At 66.5% G+C, this 17,154-nt stretch carries 17 protein-coding genes; all 17 read right to left on the bottom strand.

Features of this window, described 5'->3' with window-relative positions; all coding sequences use genetic code 11:
* Positions 1 to 65 precede the first annotated feature (65 nt).
* The 17 genes from H7F35_RS18820 to H7F35_RS18900 all read right to left on the bottom strand — a co-directional run bounded on the left by H7F35_RS18820 (position 66) and on the right by H7F35_RS18900 (position 17,049).
* Positions 66 to 650, bottom strand: coding sequence for a phosphatase PAP2 family protein (locus H7F35_RS18820; RefSeq protein WP_187108120.1), 585 nt, complete (start codon positions 648 to 650; stop codon positions 66 to 68).
* 162 nt (positions 651 to 812) lie between these two features.
* Positions 813 to 1,262 carry a hypothetical protein gene (locus tag H7F35_RS18825; RefSeq protein WP_187108121.1) on the bottom strand — a complete coding sequence of 150 codons (450 nt, stop codon included), beginning with the start codon at positions 1,260 to 1,262 and terminating at the stop codon, positions 813 to 815.
* Positions 1,263 to 1,369: 107 nt separating this feature from the next.
* A complete protein-coding gene (locus tag H7F35_RS18830) occupies positions 1,370 to 1,930 on the bottom strand; it encodes a methyltransferase family protein (protein WP_187108122.1) in 561 nt (186 codons plus the stop codon).
* Positions 1,931 to 1,959: 29 nt separating this feature from the next.
* Complete coding sequence (locus H7F35_RS18835) at positions 1,960 to 2,718, bottom strand: SDR family NAD(P)-dependent oxidoreductase (protein ID WP_187108123.1); 759 nt, start codon at positions 2,716 to 2,718, stop codon at positions 1,960 to 1,962.
* Positions 2,718 to 4,769, bottom strand: coding sequence for a phenylacetic acid degradation bifunctional protein PaaZ (paaZ, locus tag H7F35_RS18840; RefSeq protein ID WP_187108124.1), 2,052 nt, complete (start codon positions 4,767 to 4,769; stop codon positions 2,718 to 2,720). The genes H7F35_RS18835 and paaZ overlap by 1 nt, the downstream gene beginning before the upstream one ends.
* 162 nt (positions 4,770 to 4,931) lie before the next feature.
* Positions 4,932 to 5,663 (bottom strand): ABC transporter ATP-binding protein, encoded by a 732-nt coding sequence (locus H7F35_RS18845; protein WP_187108125.1) that lies wholly within the window; start codon positions 5,661 to 5,663, stop codon positions 4,932 to 4,934.
* Entirely contained in the window at positions 5,660 to 7,570 is a 1,911-nt protein-coding gene (locus H7F35_RS18850) for an ABC transporter permease subunit (protein WP_187108126.1), read from the bottom strand. The genes H7F35_RS18845 and H7F35_RS18850 overlap by 4 nt, the downstream gene beginning before the upstream one ends.
* Positions 7,567 to 8,595 (bottom strand): branched-chain amino acid ABC transporter permease, encoded by a 1,029-nt coding sequence (locus tag H7F35_RS18855; protein WP_187108127.1) that lies wholly within the window; start codon positions 8,593 to 8,595, stop codon positions 7,567 to 7,569. The genes H7F35_RS18850 and H7F35_RS18855 overlap by 4 nt, the downstream gene beginning before the upstream one ends.
* A gap of 199 nt (positions 8,596 to 8,794) precedes the next feature.
* Entirely contained in the window at positions 8,795 to 9,940 is a 1,146-nt protein-coding gene (locus H7F35_RS18860; protein WP_187108128.1) for an ABC transporter substrate-binding protein, read from the bottom strand.
* 50 nt (positions 9,941 to 9,990) lie between these two features.
* Positions 9,991 to 11,076 carry a 1,2-phenylacetyl-CoA epoxidase subunit PaaE gene (gene paaE / locus H7F35_RS18865; protein WP_187108129.1) on the bottom strand — a complete coding sequence of 362 codons (1,086 nt, stop codon included), beginning with the start codon at positions 11,074 to 11,076 and terminating at the stop codon, positions 9,991 to 9,993.
* A gap of 10 nt (positions 11,077 to 11,086) precedes the next feature.
* Positions 11,087 to 11,611 carry a 1,2-phenylacetyl-CoA epoxidase subunit PaaD gene (gene paaD, locus H7F35_RS18870; protein ID WP_187108130.1) on the bottom strand — a complete coding sequence of 175 codons (525 nt, stop codon included), beginning with the start codon at positions 11,609 to 11,611 and terminating at the stop codon, positions 11,087 to 11,089.
* A complete protein-coding gene (gene paaC / locus H7F35_RS18875) occupies positions 11,611 to 12,384 on the bottom strand; it encodes a 1,2-phenylacetyl-CoA epoxidase subunit PaaC (RefSeq protein ID WP_187108131.1) in 774 nt (257 codons plus the stop codon). Before paaC ends, paaD begins: the two co-directional genes overlap by 1 nt.
* A gap of 364 nt (positions 12,385 to 12,748) precedes the next feature.
* A complete protein-coding gene (gene paaB / locus H7F35_RS18880) occupies positions 12,749 to 13,051 on the bottom strand; it encodes a 1,2-phenylacetyl-CoA epoxidase subunit PaaB (RefSeq protein WP_187108132.1) in 303 nt (100 codons plus the stop codon).
* Positions 13,048 to 14,061 carry a 1,2-phenylacetyl-CoA epoxidase subunit PaaA gene (gene paaA, locus H7F35_RS18885; protein WP_187108133.1) on the bottom strand — a complete coding sequence of 338 codons (1,014 nt, stop codon included), beginning with the start codon at positions 14,059 to 14,061 and terminating at the stop codon, positions 13,048 to 13,050. Before paaA ends, paaB begins: the two co-directional genes overlap by 4 nt.
* A 44-nt stretch (positions 14,062 to 14,105) precedes the next feature.
* Positions 14,106 to 15,419 carry a phenylacetate--CoA ligase PaaK gene (gene paaK / locus H7F35_RS18890; RefSeq protein WP_187108134.1) on the bottom strand — a complete coding sequence of 438 codons (1,314 nt, stop codon included), beginning with the start codon at positions 15,417 to 15,419 and terminating at the stop codon, positions 14,106 to 14,108.
* A 15-nt stretch (positions 15,420 to 15,434) separates the two neighbouring features.
* Entirely contained in the window at positions 15,435 to 15,878 is a 444-nt protein-coding gene (paaI, locus tag H7F35_RS18895; RefSeq protein ID WP_187108135.1) for a hydroxyphenylacetyl-CoA thioesterase PaaI, read from the bottom strand.
* A 367-nt stretch (positions 15,879 to 16,245) separates the two neighbouring features.
* Positions 16,246 to 17,049, bottom strand: coding sequence for an enoyl-CoA hydratase-related protein (locus tag H7F35_RS18900; RefSeq protein ID WP_187108136.1), 804 nt, complete (start codon positions 17,047 to 17,049; stop codon positions 16,246 to 16,248).
* Between the last annotated feature and the right edge of the window lie 105 nt (positions 17,050 to 17,154).

A 17,154-nucleotide genomic window follows, 5' to 3' on the forward strand; every position in this document is an offset into this window, starting at 1 on the left:
GGCTGGGGAGGTGATTGCGCCGAGGCCTGCGCCGGTGCGCGAATGTCTTGCGGTGGTGGGAGAAATCATGAAGGCCTCCAGAGCGATTTGGTCTTGTGTCCGTCGGCGGAAGCATGGCCAGAGCGCATTGCGAAAAGATGAACGGTCCACGTCACGGCGGCAAGCGCGCAGGCAATCGAGCCCCCGAGCAGCAGGCCGGCGACGATGTCGAGCGGGAAATGCACGCCCACGTAGACGCGCGCCCAGCCGGTGGCGGCGGCCAATGCCAGCAGCGGCACGCCGAGCCGGCGCAGGTTGGGGCGCAGCAGGAAGGCCAGCGCCAGCATGAACATGACGGCCGCGTGCGTGCTGGGCAGCGAGCCGCTCCTGGCATGCTCGATGTAGGCCGGTGCCAACCCCTGCACGAAGGGCCGGGCCACGTTGAGCGACACCGCGATGGCATGCGACAACAGCGAGGTCAGGCCCGCCACCGCGGCCACGACGCACAGGTAGGCGCGATCAGCGCGGTGCCGCCACAGGGCCACGACGATGAGGCCGGCGCAGAGCCAGCTGCCCCAGAGCGCGAAGCTCCTGGCGACCGCAAGCACCCAGGGCGTGGGCTGGCTGCCGGCGGTGATCCATTGAAAGAGGGCGAGATTCAGTGCGTTCACGAGGCCACCCCCGCGAGAGGGGCGAAGAAAAAGAGGGGCGCACGACGGCGCCAGTTGCTGCGCGCATGCCAGAAAAGATGGGTCACGGTCAGGACCTTTCGACGAGGACGAGAGCCCGCGGCGAAACGCAGCGGGAAAACGCGGCGCGCGTGGCGTCGCTTCTCAGATCCCGTAGGGCGGGGCAGCGGTGGGCGGCAGGCGCCGCCAGGGTCGCGTGGCAGGCGGAGCCCCGCCATGCGGCGGTACGTGCTCAGGCGCTTCGCGCTCGACCGGCGTGACCAGCCGGGTCATCACCAGGGCCAGCGGCAACAGCGCGAACACCATCGCCATGAAGCCGTCCAGCGCGGACAGCAAGGCGTCGGGGTGATCGATGCTCGCCGGCGCCTGGGCGAACACCGTGGTCTCGTGGTCGTTCGGATGGTCCGCGCGGTCGTCGGCCTCGAACTGCGTGGTGTCGCCGAGGCTGCGCACGCGCAGCATCGGTTCGTCTTCCAGGCCGTCGCAGCGGAAATGAACCGCAATGAAAGGCTGCAGAAGAATCAGGAATACGCCCGCCACGCACCACATCCTGTAGTGCGCTTCAGCAAAACGGCGTACGCGTGCGAGCAGCATGCGCGAATGCTAGGCCGCTCTCGTGAATGGAACCTGATCGTGCGGGTCAGCTTCCCGCAAGGTTGCGCCGCAAGGTGCGTGTATAAACACGCCCCCCGCCGCAAGCGCTACAGCAAAAACGGAATGAAGCGCCGCGTGCCGCGCATGTAGGCGCGGTAGGCCTCGCCGAAATGCGCGATGCATTCCTTCTCGTCGCGCAGCGCCGTCAGAAACAGCAGCAGCGTGGCAGCGAGCACCAGCGCCAGCGTGAGCCAGGTGAACTGCTTGAGAAAGGCGCCCCAGGCCAGCAGCATGAGCGCCGTGTACATCGGGTGGCGGATGTAGCGGAAGGCCCCGCTGGTCACGAGCGAGGACGTCTTCTCGAAACGATAGAGGGCCGGGTCGTCATTGCGCGTGTCGCTCGGCTTGCCTTGCGCCTTGAGCAGCCGCACCGCATGGATCGGCAGCCAGATCGACAGCGCGAGGAACACGCACGAGAGCAGTTGCGTCACCGAGAACGGATCGACATGCCACACCGGCAGGTTCACGAGGATCAGCACGAGCATGCATTCCCAGGCGAAGAAGCGATAGAAACCGTGCGAGCCGGGCTGGCGCAACGGACCGCGCGAGACATACAGCAGTGCGGCCGTGCCGGCGATGAAAACGATGGGCTGGAACCAGAAGAGCATGGCGGCCGAATCTACACGCGCCGCGCGCGTCAACCGGATATCGAAAACCCGCCGTCGACCGGAATGGCGGTGCCCGTCACGTAGTCCGACGCGGGGCTCGCAAGAAACACGGCGGTGCCGGCAATGTCGGCCGGCTGGCCCCAGCGGCCGGCGGCGGCGCGTGCCACCACGCGGTCGTACAGGCCCGGAATCTGGCTGCGCGCGCCGTCGGTGAGTTCGGTCTCGAACCAGCCCGGCAGGATCGCGTTGACCTGGATGTTGTCCACCGCCCAAGACAGCGCCGTCGACTTGGTGAGCTGCACGATGCCCGCCTTGCTCGCGGCATAGGCCGGGGCGTAGGGCGCGCCGAAGATCGACATCATCGAGCCGATGTTGATGATCTTGCCGCCGCCCGCTGCCTTCAGGTGCGGATGCGCGGCGCGGCTGCAGAGAAAGGCGCTCGTGAGGTTGGTGCCCAGCACCTGGTTCCATTCGTCCAGCGAGAGCTGGTCGACGGGCTTGCGCACCGTGATGCCGGCGTTGTTGACGAGGATGTCGAGCCGTCCGCAACGCGCAATGGCTTCGTCGAACAACTTCTGCACCGAGGCTTCGTCGCTCACGTCGGCTTGGAGCGCAAAGCTGTCGCTGCCCAGTGCCTTCAATGCCTCGACCGCGGTGGCCGATTTCTGCGCGTTGCGCGCGGCGACGATGACGCGGGCGCCGGCCCTGGCCAGCCCCTGGGCCATGCCCAGGCCGATGCCGCCATTGCCGCCGGTGACGAGTGCTGTTTTGCCGGTGAGATCGAACATCAGGTGGCTTCGGGTTTCTTGGAGACGAGGGTCAGGATATCGTAGCTGGCGACCAGTTCACCGTGCTGGTTCGTCACCTCCACATCCCATGCCACCACGCCCTGGCCCTGGCCGCTCGCGTCCTTCTTGTTGCGGTCGATCTTGCGCTTGCAGGTCAGGCGCGCGCGGATGGTGTCGCCGATGCCCACCGGCTTGACGAAGCGCAGCGTGTCCAGCCCGTAGTTGGCCAGCACCGGGCCCGGTGCCGGCGACACGAACAGGCCGGCGGCCGCCGACAGCACGAAGTAGCCGTGCGCGATGCGCTTGCCGAAGGGCGACTCTTTGGCGGCCACCTCGTCGAAATGCATGTAGAAGTAGTCGCCCGAGATGCCACCGAAGGCCACGATGTCGGCCTCGCCGACGGTGCGGCGGTGCGTGAGCAGCGAGTCGCCGATCTGCAGTTCTTCGAAGTAGCGGCGGAAGGGATGCACTTCGCTTTCGCGCACGGCCGCGCCGCGCACATGTTCGCGGGTGATCGCGGCCAGCATGGTGGGAGAGCCCTGCACTGCGGCGCGTTGCAGGTAGTGCTTCACGGCGCGCAGGCCGCCGAGTTCTTCACCACCGCCCGCGCGGCCGGGGCCGCCGTGCTTGAGCTGCGGCAGCGGCGAGCCGTGGCCGGTCGATTCGACGGCGGCTTCGCGGTCGAGCACCAGCAGGCGGCCATGCCATGCGGCAGCGACCGGAATGGCCTTGGCCGCGATGGCCGGGTCACGCGTGACCAGCGTGCCCACGAGGCTGCCACGACCGCGTGCGGCCAGCGCCAATGCTTCGTCGATGCCGTCATAAGGCATCAGCGTGCTGACGGGGCCGAAGGCTTCGACGTCGTGTGCGGCGTCGTGCTCGAGCGGCTTGCGGCTCAGCAGCAGCGTGGGCGCGAAGAAGGCGCCACCGGCCACGCCGTCGCCGACCGGCGAGAAGCCATCGCGCTCGCCATAGACCAGTTCGGCACCTTGCAGCAGCGTCGCGACGCGCTCGGCCACATCGACCTGCTGCGCATGCGAGGCCAGGGCGCCCATGCGCACCTCTTCGCGCGACGGATCGCCGATGACCGTCTTCGCAAGCCGCGCGCGCAGGCGCTCGGCCACGGCATCGAGGTGCTGGCGCGGCACGATCGCGCGGCGGATGGCCGTGCATTTCTGGCCGGCCTTGATGGTCATCTCGCGCGCCACCTCTTTCACGAAGAGATCGAACTCCTCGTCGTCGGGCGTCACGTCGGGCGCGAGGATCGCGCAGTTCAGCGAATCTGCCTCGGCGTTGAACGGGATCGACTGGCGCACCAGGTTCGCGTTCACGCGCAGCTTGGCCGCGGTATCGGCCGAGCCGGTGAAGGTGACCACGTCAGGCCCTTCGAGCCGGTCGAGCAGGTCGCCCGTGCCGCCGATCACCAGTTGCAGGCTGCCTTCGGGCAGGATGCCCGACTGCACGATGAGCCGCACCAGCGCTTCGGTGAGGTAGCTGGTGGCCGTGGCCGGCTTGCCGATGCACGGCATGCCCGCCAGAAAGCTGGGCGCGAACTTCTCGAGCAGGCCCCACACCGGGAAGTTGAACGCGTTGATGTGCACCGCCACGCCGCCGCGCGGCACCAGGATGTGCGTGCCCGCGAAGCCGCCCTTCTTGCCGAGCGGGAAGGCCGGCCCTTCATGCACGAGGTTGCCCGAAGGCAGCTCGTTGGTGCCGATGCCGGCGTAGGCGCTTAGCGTGCCGGCGCCGCCTTCGATGTCGATCCAGCTGTCGGCGCGCGTGGCGCCGGTGTGGGCCGAGATCGCGTAGAGCGTTTCCTTGTTCGCAGCCAGGAACTTGGCCAGCGCCTTCAGCCGTTCGGAGCGCTGCTGGAAGTCCAGCGCCATCAGCGCGGGAAGGCCGACGCGGCGCGCGTGGTTCAGCGCTTCGGCGAAGTCGATGGCTTCGGCATGCGTGCTGGCCACTGCCGTGCCGTTGATGGCGCTGCGCAGTTGCTGCGCGCTTTCCTTGCCGATCCAGCGGCCGGCGATGTAGCTTTGAAGGGTGGTCATGAGGATGTCCTTTCGTCAGTGGCGCGGGATGTCTTTGCATTGCTCCTTCCCCCTCTGGGGGAAGATTGGGATGGGGGCATGGCTCGTTAGGCGCAGTGCTTCATCAAGTGCCGCTTGCCCCCACCCCAACCCTCCCCCGGAAGGGGAGGGAGCAAGGCGGGGTCAGTGCTTGTTGCCTATGCCCAGGTAGGTATCGATGATTCGTTGGTCATGCAGCAGCTCGCGCGCGTTGCCTTCCAGCGCCACGTCGCCCATCTCCAGCACATAGGCGCGGTCGGCCACCTGCAGCGCGGCGCGTGCGTTCTGTTCCACCAGTAGCACCGAGACGCCATGGCTGCGCAGTTGCGCCACCACGCGCAGCACTTCGCGCACCACCAGCGGGGCCAGGCCGAGCGAGGGCTCGTCGAGCATCAACAGGCGGGGACGCGCCATCAGCGCGCGGCCGATGGCCAGCATCTGGCGTTCGCCGCCCGAAAGCGTGGAGGCCATCTGCGGCTTGCGCTCGCGCAGGCGCGGGAAAATTTCAAACACTTCTTCCATGCGCGCACGCTGGTCGCGCTTGCCCTTGCGCCACTGGTAGAAGCCGCCGAGCAGCAGGTTGTCTTCGACGGACATTTCGCCGAATAGCTCGCGACGCTCGGGCACCAGCGCGACGCCGCGCGCCACCATGGTCTCGACGCCGGGGCGGGCGATGCGCTCGCCGTGCAGCGAGAGGCTGCCGGTGGACGGCAGCAGGCCCATCGCCGCGCACAGCAGCGTGGTTTTGCCGGCGCCGTTGGGGCCGATCACGGTGACGATCTCGCCTTCGTTCACATGCAGATGCACGCTGTGCACCGCCTCGACGCTGCGGTAGGCGACGCAAAAACCGTCCAGTTGAAGGATGGGCGTGCTCATTGGGCGTCTTCCAGCAGTTCGTCGTCGGCGCCGCCCAGATAGGCTTCGAGCACGCGCGGGTTGGCCTGCACTTCGGCCGGCGTGCCGGTGGCGATGACGGTGCCGAACTCCAGCACGGTGATGCGGTCGGCAAGGTTCATCACGAATTCCATGTCGTGTTCCACCACGAGGATGCCCAGGCCTTCGGCGCGCAACTGGCTCAGCAGCACGGAGAGGGCGCGCTTTTCCAGATGGCGCAGGCCGGCGGCGGGTTCGTCGAGCAGCAGCACCGACGGCTGGCCGGCCAGGGCGCGCGCGATCTCGACCACGCGTTGCTGGCCGAGCGAGAGCGAAGCGGCCGGCGTGTCGGCATGCGCGCCGAGGCCGCAGCGGTCGATCTGGCGGCGGGCTTCGGCCATCAGCGCGGCTTCTTCCGCGCGGTCGAGCCGCAGCATCGCCGAGAGCCAGCCACGCTTGGCGCGCAGATGGGCACCGAGCGCGACGTTCTCGACCACGCTGCGCTGCCCGAGCAGGCGCACGTGCTGGAAGGTACGGCCCAGGCCCAGTGCGGCAAAAGCGCGCGACGGCCTGGTGGCCATCGACTGGCCCGAGAGCCGCACTTCGCCGGAGCTGGGATCGTCCACGCCCGAGATCATGTTGAAGAAGGTGCTCTTGCCGGCTCCGTTCGGGCCGATCAGCGCATGGATCTCGCCGGCCTTCAGCGTCATCGAGATTTCGTTGTTGGCAACGAGGCCGCCGAAGCGCTTGCTGACGTTGTCGGCCTGCAGCAGCAGTTCGCCGCTGGCTGGCAGCGTGCGCTGTGCGAGTTGTGCGGGGGCGACCTTCGATGTCGTGGTGGTTGCAACGGACTTCGTGTCGTTGCGCACCCAGCGGCTCGTCAGCCGCGCCAGCGTGGGCCACAGGCCATCCGCAAAGCGCTGCAGCACGAACAGCATCAACAGGCCGAACACGATCACTTCGAAGTTGCCGCTGGTGCCGAGCAATGCGGGCAGCACGTCTTGCAGTTTCTCTTTCAGCAGCGTGATGAGCGAAGCGCCGAGCACCGCGCCCCACAGGTGGCCCGCACCGCCGACCACCGCCATGAACAGCAGCTCGATGCCGATGTTCAGGTTGAACGGCGTCGGATTCACGAAGCGCTGCAGATGCGCATAGAGCCAGCCCGACACTGCGGCGAGCAGCGCGGCCAGCACGAAGAGCTTGATGCGATGGCGCGCCGTGTCCACGCCCATCGACTCGGCCATGAGCCGTCCGCCCTTGAGCGCGCGGATGGCACGGCCTTCGCGCGAATCGAGCAGGTTGTGCAGCGCCCACAGCGCGAGCAGCAGCACGGCCCAGATCACCACGCCCAGCGCGCGCGGCGTGGCGAGCGACACGCCCGCCACAACGAGCGGCGGTACGCCGGTGATGCCGGTCTGCCCACCCAGGAACTCCATGTTGCCGAACAGGTAGTACAGGCTCAGGCCCCAGGCGATGGTGCACAGCGGCAGGTAGTGGCCCTGCAGCTTGAGCGTGACCGCGCCCAGCGCCCACGCGAGCGCGAAGGTGAAGACCAGGCCCAGCAGCAGGCCGGCCCACGGCAGCAGCGCCGGGCTCACCGCGCCGCCCAGCCACGCGGCGGCGGTGGGCGAAGTGCAGATCCACGCGGTGGCATAGGCGCCCATGCCGACGAACGCGGCCTGGCCGAAGGAGGTCATGCCGCCCACGCCGGTCAGCATTACCAGCCCGGCCGCGACCAGTGCATAGAGGCCGATGTTGCTGAGCACCGAGACCGTGAACTCGGGCAGGAAGCCCCAGGCCAGTGCCAGCAGGACCACGAAGACCAGCGTGAGCTGGCGCGGCGTGACCAGCGGCTTGCCCGCGGGGGACGCGTTGTCGACGGCAGCGACGTTGTTCGAAGACGGGTTCATTCCTCGTCCTCCACGTGATGGCTGCGCAGCGAACGCCACCACAGCACCGGAATGATCAGGGTGAAGACCAGCACTTCCTTGAAGGGGCTGGCCCAGAAAGAGGCGAAGGCTTCGAGCTGGCCGACCAGCAACGCGCCGAGCAGCGCCAGCGGATAGCTCGCGAGCCCGCCGACGATGGCGGCCACGAAGCCCTTCAAGCCAATGAGAAAGCCCGTGTCGTAGTACACGGTGGTGATCGGCGCGATCAGCAGGCCCGACACCGCGCCGATGAGCGCGGCGAGCGCGAAGCTCAGGTCACCCGACAGCTCGGTCGGAATGCCCGACAGCCGTGCGCCCACACGGTTGATGGCGGTGGCGCGCAACGCCTTGCCGATCATCGAGCGGCCGAAGAACAGGAACATGGCAATCACCAGCAGCAGCGTGACGCCGACGACCACCAGCGACTGTCCGCTGACCGGAATGCCGCCGATGTCGAAGCGCGCTTCGGAGAACGCCGTGGTGCGCGAACCTTCGGCACCGAAGAACAACAGGCCCAGCCCGACCAGCACGCCATGCAGCGCGACCGAGACGATCAGCAGCATCAGCACGTTGGCATCCGCCAGCGGCCGGTAGGCCAGGCGGTAGAGCAACGGCCCGAGCGGCATGATGAGGATCAGCGTGGTGAGCGTCTGCCCCGCCATCGAGGTGGGCTTGAGCAGCAGCACCAGCGCGGCGGCGGCCAGCGGCAGCACCACGCACCATGCGAGCGCGGAAGCCCAGTCGACCACCGCGCCGCGCTTCCAGCGCCAGACCTCGACGATCAGCACCATCACCGCCAGTGCCAGCAGCAGCCACAGCGTGGCCGGCACGCGGCCAGCCTGCAGCATCGCCATCGAGAGCGCCCCGAAGGCGACGAACTCGCCCTGGGGAATGAAGATGACGCGCGTGACTGAAAACACCAGCACCAGCGCGAGCGCCATCAAACCGTAGACGGCACCGTTGACGATGCCGTCCTGCCCCAGGAGCAGGGCGATCTGCGAATCCATAAAAAACCTTTGGGCTCGGCCCGTGTATCGAATCGGTGTCTGCGGCAGCGTCTTCAGCCGCGCTGCACTGTGTTGCTCCTTCCCCCTCTGGGGGAAGGTCGGGATGGGGGCGTGGCTCGTTCGGCGCAGTGCTTCATCAAGTGCCGCTTGCCCCCACCCCAGCCCTCCCCCGGAAGGGGAGGGAGCAAGGCAGACGCGATCAGGGCTGGTATTTCCAGGCGTTGTTTTCGATCTTCACCATCACGCGGGCGCGTTGGTCCAGGCCCAGGTGGTCCGTGGCGGTCGTGTTGAACACGCCGTGCGCACCGGCCACTTCCTTGATCTGTTCCAGCGCATCGCGCAGCGCGGCGCGGAATTCCGGTGTGCCTGGCTGTGCCTTCTTCAGCGCGACCGGCACGGCCGAGGTCATCAGCAGGCCGGCGTCCCAGGCGTGCGCGCCGAAGGTCGACACGGTGCCCTTGCCGTAGGCCGCTTCATAGGCCGCGACGTAAGCCAGTGCAGACTTCTTCACGGGGTTGCTGGCGGGCAGTTGTTCGGCCACGAGCACCGGGCCTGCAGGCAGGAAGGTGCCTTCGACGTCCTTGCCGCCGACGCGCAGGAAGTCGGCGTTGGCCACGCCGTGCGTCTGGTACATCTTGCCGGTGTAGCCACGTTCCTTGAGCGTCTTTTGCGGCAGCGCGGCCGGCGTGCCCGAGCCTGCGACCAGCACGGCGTCGGCCTTGCTCGACATCATCTTGAGCACCTGGCCGGTCACCGAGGTGTCGGTGCGCGAGTAGCGCTCGTTGGCGACCACGGTGATCTTCTTCAGCGCGGCGGCTTTCGCGAATTCTTCCGACCAGCCTTCGCCGTACGCGTCGGAGAAGCCGATGAAGGCGACCGTCTTCACGCCGTTGGCGGCCATGTGCTCGGCGATGGCGAGCGACATCATGATGTCGTTCTGCGGCGTCTTGAACACCCACTTCTTCTTGGCGTCCATCGGCTCGATGATGCGGGCCGAAGCGGCGATGGAAATCATCGGCGTCTTGGCTTCGCTGACCACGTCGATCATGGCGAGCGAGTTGGGCGTGGTGGTCGAGCCCAGCACGATGTCGACCTTGTTCTCGGCGATGAGCTTGCGCGTGTTGGCCACGGCGGCTGTGGTGTCCGACGCGTCGTCCAGCACGATGTAGTTGATCTTCTGGCCCGCGATGGTCTTGGGCATCAGCGAGATGGTGTTCTTCTCGGGAATGCCCAGCGAGGCGGCCGGGCCGGTGGCCGAGACCGTCACGCCGACATTGACGTCGGCCCAGGCCGCGGCGGCGGTGGCGCACAGCGCGGCAATCAGCAAGGGCTTGAAGAATTTCATTTGGACTTGTCTCCGGGTTGAAAAATTGTTGAGGCCTGAAGTATCTTCGATCAACGCTCGTCGAAGGAGAGCGTGACGCGTTCGGTCAGAGGGTGAGCCTGGCAGGTCAATATGAAACCCGCGGCAACCTCATTTTTATCGAGCGCGAAGTTCCGTTCCATTCGGACTTCCCCGTCCACGAGCTTGGCGCGGCAGGTACCGCACACGCCGGAGGTGCAAGAGAAAGGCACTTCTAGGCCGGCCGCCGACGCCGCATCAAGGATGCTCGGCTGGCCTTCGGTGAAGGTGATCTCGCGCTGCAGGCCGTCGCGCACGATGGTGATGCGCGCCTGCTTGGCGTCGCCCGGCTTGGCTTCGTGCACCACGGCGCCGACCTGGGTGGCCGAGGGCAGCGCGACGCCGAAGCGTTCGATGTGGATGCGTTCCTCGGGCACGCCGGCGGCCAGCAGCGCAGCTTCGGCCTCGTCGTTCATCTGGAACGGGCCGCAGACGTACACATGGTCGATGCGGGCAGCCGGCACCACGCTCTTCAAGAACTCGCCGATCTTGTCGCGGTTCATCACGCCGTAGCCCAGCGGCGAATCGGTGTGCTCGTCGGAGAACACATGCTGCAGCACCAGCCGCGTCATGTAGCGGTTCTTCAGGTCCTCGATTTCTTCCTTGAACATCGTGGACTGCAGCTGCCTGTTGCCGTAGATCAGCGTGAAGCGGCTCGCAGGCTCGCGCGCCAACACCGTTTTCATGATCGACAGAATCGGCGTGATGCCGCTGCCACCCGCAATGCCGACGTGGTGCCGCGCGGAGGCCGGCTCGATCGGCACGAAGAAACGGCCTTGCGGCGCCATCACCTGCAGGGTGTCGCCGGGTTTCAGGCTCGCGTTGATCCAGTTGGAGAACACGCCGTCGCGCACCTTGCGCACGCCGACGCGCAGCTCGCCGTCGTCGAGGCCGGCGCAGATCGAATAGGAGCGGCGCAGGTCCTGGCCGTCGATGTCGTGGCGCAAGGTGAGGTACTGGCCCTGCGTGAAGCCGAAGACTTCCTGCAGGTCGGTGGGAACCTCGAACGAGACGATGACGGCCTCGGCCGTGTCGGGCTCGATGGCCTTCACGCGCAGGGGGTGGAAGAGGGTGCTCATCGCTTGCTACCTAGATTGGCTTGAAGTGTTCGAAGGGTTCGCGGCAGGCCATGCAGCGGTACAGCGCCTTGCAGGCCGTGGAGCCGAAGGCGGAAAGGCGTTCGGTGCGCTCGCTCGCACAGCGAGGGCAGGCAATGCGTTCGCCGGCGATGCGGCCGAAGAGCTTGATCGGCATTGCGGTGTTGGCCGCAACTTCGGGCGTGAGGTGGGCCGGCGGCGCGATGCCGTAGGCCTTGAGCTTGGCGCGGCCTTCCTCGCTGATCCAGTCGCTGCTCCAGGCGGGCGCGCGGCGCAGCGTGGCGCGTGCGCGGCCGAGGCCGGCTTGTTCGATGGCGGCCAGCACGTCGTGCTCGATGGCTTCGGTCGCGGGGCAGCCGGAGTAGGTCGGCGTGAGTACGATCTCCAGCCCGTCGTCGTGTTCGATCACGTCGCGCACGATGCCCAGGTCGCAGACCGACACGGCCGGCACCTCGGGGTCGAGCACGGTGTGCAGCACGGCCCATGCCGCATCGACGCGCGACGCCAGTGCGTTCATCACCACACGCCTCCGGGGAAGCTGCGCTGCAGATGCTGCATCTCGGTGAGGATGTAGCCCATGTGCTCGCTGTGCACGCCCTGCTTGCCGGTGCTGCGGAAAGCGGCTTCCGCAGGCATCGCGAGGCCGGCTTCATCGAGCACTTGCTGCATCTCGGCGAGCCAGGGTTCGCGCAGTTCGCTCCACGCGGGGCCGAGGCCGCTGGCGCTGGCTTCGGCATCGACCGCGTCGCTCTCGAACAGTTCGGGAACGTAGAGCCACAACTGCTTGAGCGCTTTTTCGGTGCGGCGGCGCGATTCGTCAGTGCCGTCGCCCAGGCGCACGACCCAGTCGGCCGAATGCTGCTGGTGGTAGCGCGCTTCCTTCACGGCCTTGCCGGCAATGGCGGCCACTTCGGCGTCGCTCGATGCGGCGAGGCGTTGCCACAGCAGCTTGAGCAGTGTGGCAACCATGGTGTTGCGCAGCACGGCGAAAGCGAAGTCGCCGCGTGGCAGTTCGACCAGCGTGAGGTTGAAGTAGTCGCGTTCGTCGCGCAGGTAGGCGAGCTGGTCTTCGTCGTGTTCGCGGCCTTCGACGTGACCGGCGTGCATGAGCAGGCCGCGCGCCTGGCCGACGAGGTCGAGCGCGATGTTGGCCATTGCGATGTCTTCTTCCAGCACGGGTGCATGGCCGCACCATTCACCCAGGCGCTGTGCGAGCACGAGGCACGTGTCGCCGATGCGCAGCAGGTATTGCACGGCGGGCGTGCGGTTCAATTCAATGGATGCTTGCATTTCAGTGGTTCCGGCTTGCGTTGTGCTTCGGGTGTGGGGGCGGGTTCATTCGGGGCGGGTGCGAATGACACCGGGTGCTCCCCTGTGCGAATGTCCCCCGCTTCGCTCCTCCTTTATTTCGCTGCGGGGAGCACCCGGCGTCATTCGCACCTGGACACGCTGCTGGTGTACCGCTGATCAACGACTGCTCTGTCCAACGCTCACGTCGATACGGGGCTCTTTTTCGCGAAATAAAGGAGGAGCGAAGCGGGGGACATTCGCGAAAAAGAGCACCGTGTCGGCGTGAGTGTCGCCCTGAACAGCAGCGCTCCGAACGAAGCGCGCCACCCAAAAACCGAACGGAAACAGCAAGACGTTTCATGAACTACATGTGGTCCACAGACTTGGGCAACGCATAGAAAGTCGGATGCCGGTAGACCTTGTCCTCCGCCGGATCAAAGAACATGTCCTTGTCGGCAGGATCGCTGGCAACGATCTGCTCGGAGCGAACAACCCAGATGCTGCTGCCTTCCTGGCGGCGCGTGTACACGTCGCGCGCCATCTGGATCGCCATCTTCGAATCGGCTGCGTGCAGACTGCCGCAATGCTTGTGGTCCAGGCCCGCCTTGCTGCGAACGAACACTTCCCACAGGGGCCACTCTTGTTTGGTTGTCGTATCGGCGCTCATGCGGCCTCCTTCATCGGTTGTTTGTTGGCGTGGGCCATGGCTGCTTCGCGCACCCACTCGCCGTCTTCCCATGCGTCCACACGGGCTTGCAGACGCTCGCGGTTGCAGGGGCCGTCACCGCCCACCACGCGCCAGAACTCGCTCCAGTCGATGGCGCCGAAGTCGTGCGCCTGGCGCTCTTCGTTCCACTTCAGATCGGGGTCGGGCAAGGTCACGCCGAGAATGCGCGCCTGCTCGACGGCGGCGTCGATGAACTTCTGGCGCAGCTCGTCGTTGCTGAAGCGCTTGATGCCCCAGCGCATCGACTGCGCGCTGTTGGGCGACTGGTCATCCGGCGGGCCGAACATCATGATCGAGGGCCACCACCAGCGGTTGACCGCGTCCTGCACCATCGCCTTCTGCGCGTCGGTGCCGTGGGTCATCATCGTCAGGAGGGCTTCGTAGCCCTGGCGTTGGTGAAAGCTCTCCTCGCGGCAAATGCGGATCATGGCGCGCGCATACGGCGCATACGAGCAGCGGCAGATCGGCACCTGGTTCATGATCGCCGCGCCATCGACCAGCCAGCCGATGGTGCCCATGTCGGCCCAGGTCAGCGTCGGGTAGTTGAAGATCGAGCTGTACTTGGCTTTGCCGCTGTGCAGCGCATCGAACATCTGGTCGCGCGAGGTGCCCAGCGTTTCGGCGGCGGCATACAGGTAGAGGCCGTGGCCGCCTTCGTCCTGCACCTTGGCCAGCAGGATGGCCTTGCGCTTGAGCGTGGGCGCGCGGCTGATCCAGTTGCCCTCGGGCAGCATGCCGACGATTTCGGAATGCGCATGCTGGCTGATCTGTCGCACCAGCGTCTTGCGGTAGTGCTCGGGCATCCAGTCTTTGGCCTCGATGAAATCGCCGGCGTCGATGTGCGCATCGAAGCGCTCTTCGAGCCGCATTTCCTCGGCGGAGCGCACGGCTTTTTTCTTCTTGTCGTCGCCGGCGTCCTTGCCCATGGTGTCCATTGCCTGGGTGTACATGTGCGTGTCCTTTGCAAAGAGAGTTGAAACAGCGGCGTGCGCGTTCAGCGCGGCCGGGTGTCGACGACGCGCCGGGCCTTGCCGGTCTGCGTGCGTTCGATGGAATCGGGGTCGAACACGCGCACCGTGGTCGAGATGCCGACCAGCGTCTTCACGCGGTCCTGCACCCAGCCGGCGATGGCTTTGCGTTCGGCTTCGTCGACGCGCGAATGGGGCTGCAGTTCGCAGTGCACTTCGACCTCGTCGAGCAGGCCGTCGCGGCGCACATGCACCTGGTAGAGGCCCGAGAGGCGCTCGTGCGCGAGCACGATTTCTTCCACCTGCGTGGGGAAGACGTTGACGCCGCGGATGATCATCATGTCGTCGCTGCGCCCGACGATCTTGCCCATGCGGCGGAAGGCGCGCGAGGTGGGCGGCAGCAGGCGCGTGAGGTCGCGCGTGCGATAGCGAACGATCGGCATGGCCTCTTTGCTGAGCGAGGTGAAGACCAGTTCGCCTTCTTCGCCGTCGGCCTTCAGCTCGCCGGTCTCGGGGTCGATGATCTCGGGATAGAAGTGGTCTTCCCAGATCACGGGGCCGTCCTTGCTCTCGACGCATTCGCTGGCAACGCCGGGGCCCATCACTTCCGACAGGCCGTAGATGTCGACCGCGTCGATGCCAGCCTTGGCTTCGATGTCGCGGCGCATCGCCTCGGTCCAGGGCTCGGCGCCGAAGATGCCGATCTTGAGTGAGCTGTCTTTGGCGCTCAGTCCTTGCCGCTCGAACTGCTCGATGATCACCTGCATGTAGCTGGGCGTGACCATGATGATGTCGGGCTTGAAGTCCTGGATCAGTTGCACCTGCTTCTCGGTCTGGCCGCCCGACATGGGGATGACGGTGCAGCCCGCGCGCTCGGCACCGTAGTGCGCGCCGAGGCCGCCGGTGAAGAGGCCATAGCCGTAGGCCACATGGATCATGTCGCCGGCACGGCCGCCCGCTGCGCGGATCGAGCGCGCGACGAGGTCGGCCCAGGTGTCGATGTCGTTCTTGGTGTAACCCACCACCGTCGGCTTGCCGGTGGTGCCCGACGATGCATGGATGCGCGCGACCTGCGTGCGCGGCACCGCGAACATGCCGAAGGGGTAGTTGTCGCGCAGGTCGGTCTTCACCGTGAACGGAAACTTCGACAGATCGGCGAGCGACTTCAGGTCGTTCGGGTGCACGCCCTTGGCATCGAAGGCCTTGCGGTAATGCGGCACGTTGTCGTAGGCGCGTTGCAGCGTAGCGCGCAGGCGGGTGAGCTGCAGCGCGGTGATCTCGTCGCGGCTTGCGGTTTCGATGGCTTCGAGTTCGCCGGGTGCTGGGTGTCTGGCTGTCATGGTGTGGATGTCTCCTCAGGCAGCGACGGCGGGGCGGCCCTTGGCCGTGTACGAGCGGCCGCGAAACATCGCGATGCGCTCGCCGCGCTGGTTGGTGATTTCGGTGTCGTACACGCCGGTGCGGCCGGCCTTCGACACTTCGAAGCAGCGTGCGGTGAGCAGGTCGCCTTCGCGCGCGGGTGCGATGAAGTCGATCGAGAAGCCCGAGGCCACGGTCAGCTCGTTGTACGAGTTGCAGGCGAAGGCGAAAGTGGAATCGGCCAGCGTGGCCATGAATCCGCCGTGGCAGGTGGCGTGGCCGTTGAGCATGTCGGGGCGCACCTGCATTTCGATGGTGGCCTGGCCGGGGCCGACCTCGACGATGCGCATGCCGAGGCCCTTGGTGGCGTTGTCATTCGCGAGCATGCCGTCGCGGACGTACTCGGCCGTTTGTTGCGGTGTGCGGTGGGTGTCGGTCATCCTGGGTTACCTGTGCTCAGCTTGTGTTCTTGGTGCTGCTGTTTGGGGCGGGTTCGGGTTCATTCAGGGCGGGTGCGAATGACAGCAGGTGCTCCCCTCCGCGAATGTCCCCCGCTTCGCTCCTCCTTTATTTCGCTGCGGGGAGCACCTGGCGTCATTCGCACAGGGGCAGGCTGCTGGTGATCGCCGATCAACCACCGCTCTGTCCAACGCTCACGTCGATACGGGGCTCTTTTTCGCGAAATAAAGGAGGAGCGAAGCGGGGGACATTCGCGAAAAAGAGCACCGTGTCGGCGTGAGCTACGCCCCGAACAGCAGCGCCGAAACCGGACAACATCACGACAAGCAAGAAAACGAGCCGTCATACCTAGCGATCCGTGAACACCGGCGCCCGCTTCGCGCGGAAAGCTTCGACGCCTTCGCGGTAGTCGTTGGCGTTGCCCATCTCGCGTTGAATGCGGGATTCTTCGGCGAGTGCTGTGCTCAGGTCCATGTCTTGCGCGGCAGCCATGGCCTGGCGCGTGGCGACGAGCGCGCGGGTCGGCATGCCGGCCAGCTTCAACGCGAGTGCGGCGGCCGTTTCGGCCAGCGCCGCGTCGTCCACGCATTGCCAGATCAGGCCGATGCGAGCGGCTTCCTCGGCCGGCAGCTTGTCGCCCAGCATCGCGATGCCGAGCGCGCGAGCAGAGCCTACGAGGCGGGGCAGCAGCCAGGTGCCACCGGTGTCCGGCACCAGGCCGATGCGAGTGAAAGCCTGGATGAAACTGGCCGAGCGCGCCGCCACGACAAGGTCGCAACACAGTGCGAGGTTGGCGCCCGCTCCGGCGGCAACGCCGTTCACGGCTGCGATCACCGGCACCGGCATCGAACGCAGACGGGCCACCAACGGGGCGTAGTAAGTGGAGATGACATGGCCCAGGTCCTTGGGCGCTGCACCGGGCGTGGGGTCGGGCGCGACGGACGGGTCGGCCAAGTCTTGCCCGGCGCAGAAGGCACGGCCGGCACCCGTGAGCACCACGCAGCGCACGTTGTCGTCCTGCGCCGCCAACTCCAGCGCCGCCATCAACTCGGCATGCAGTTCCGTCGTGAAGCTGTTGAGCGCCGCGGGCCGGTTGAGGCTCAGTGTGCGTACCGCGCCGGCGTTGCTGGTGAGTACCAAAGGATCACTCATGGCTTGTGTCTCTCATCCTGTGTGGGGGGGCGGATCGGCTCGCAAACACTATTGACCGACCGTTCGGTTGATTTTAGGATCGACCGCAATCCCGACACAAGCGGG

The sequence above is a fragment of the Variovorax sp. PAMC26660 genome, from assembly GCF_014302995.1.
Taxonomy (GTDB): domain Bacteria; phylum Pseudomonadota; class Gammaproteobacteria; order Burkholderiales; family Burkholderiaceae_C; genus Variovorax.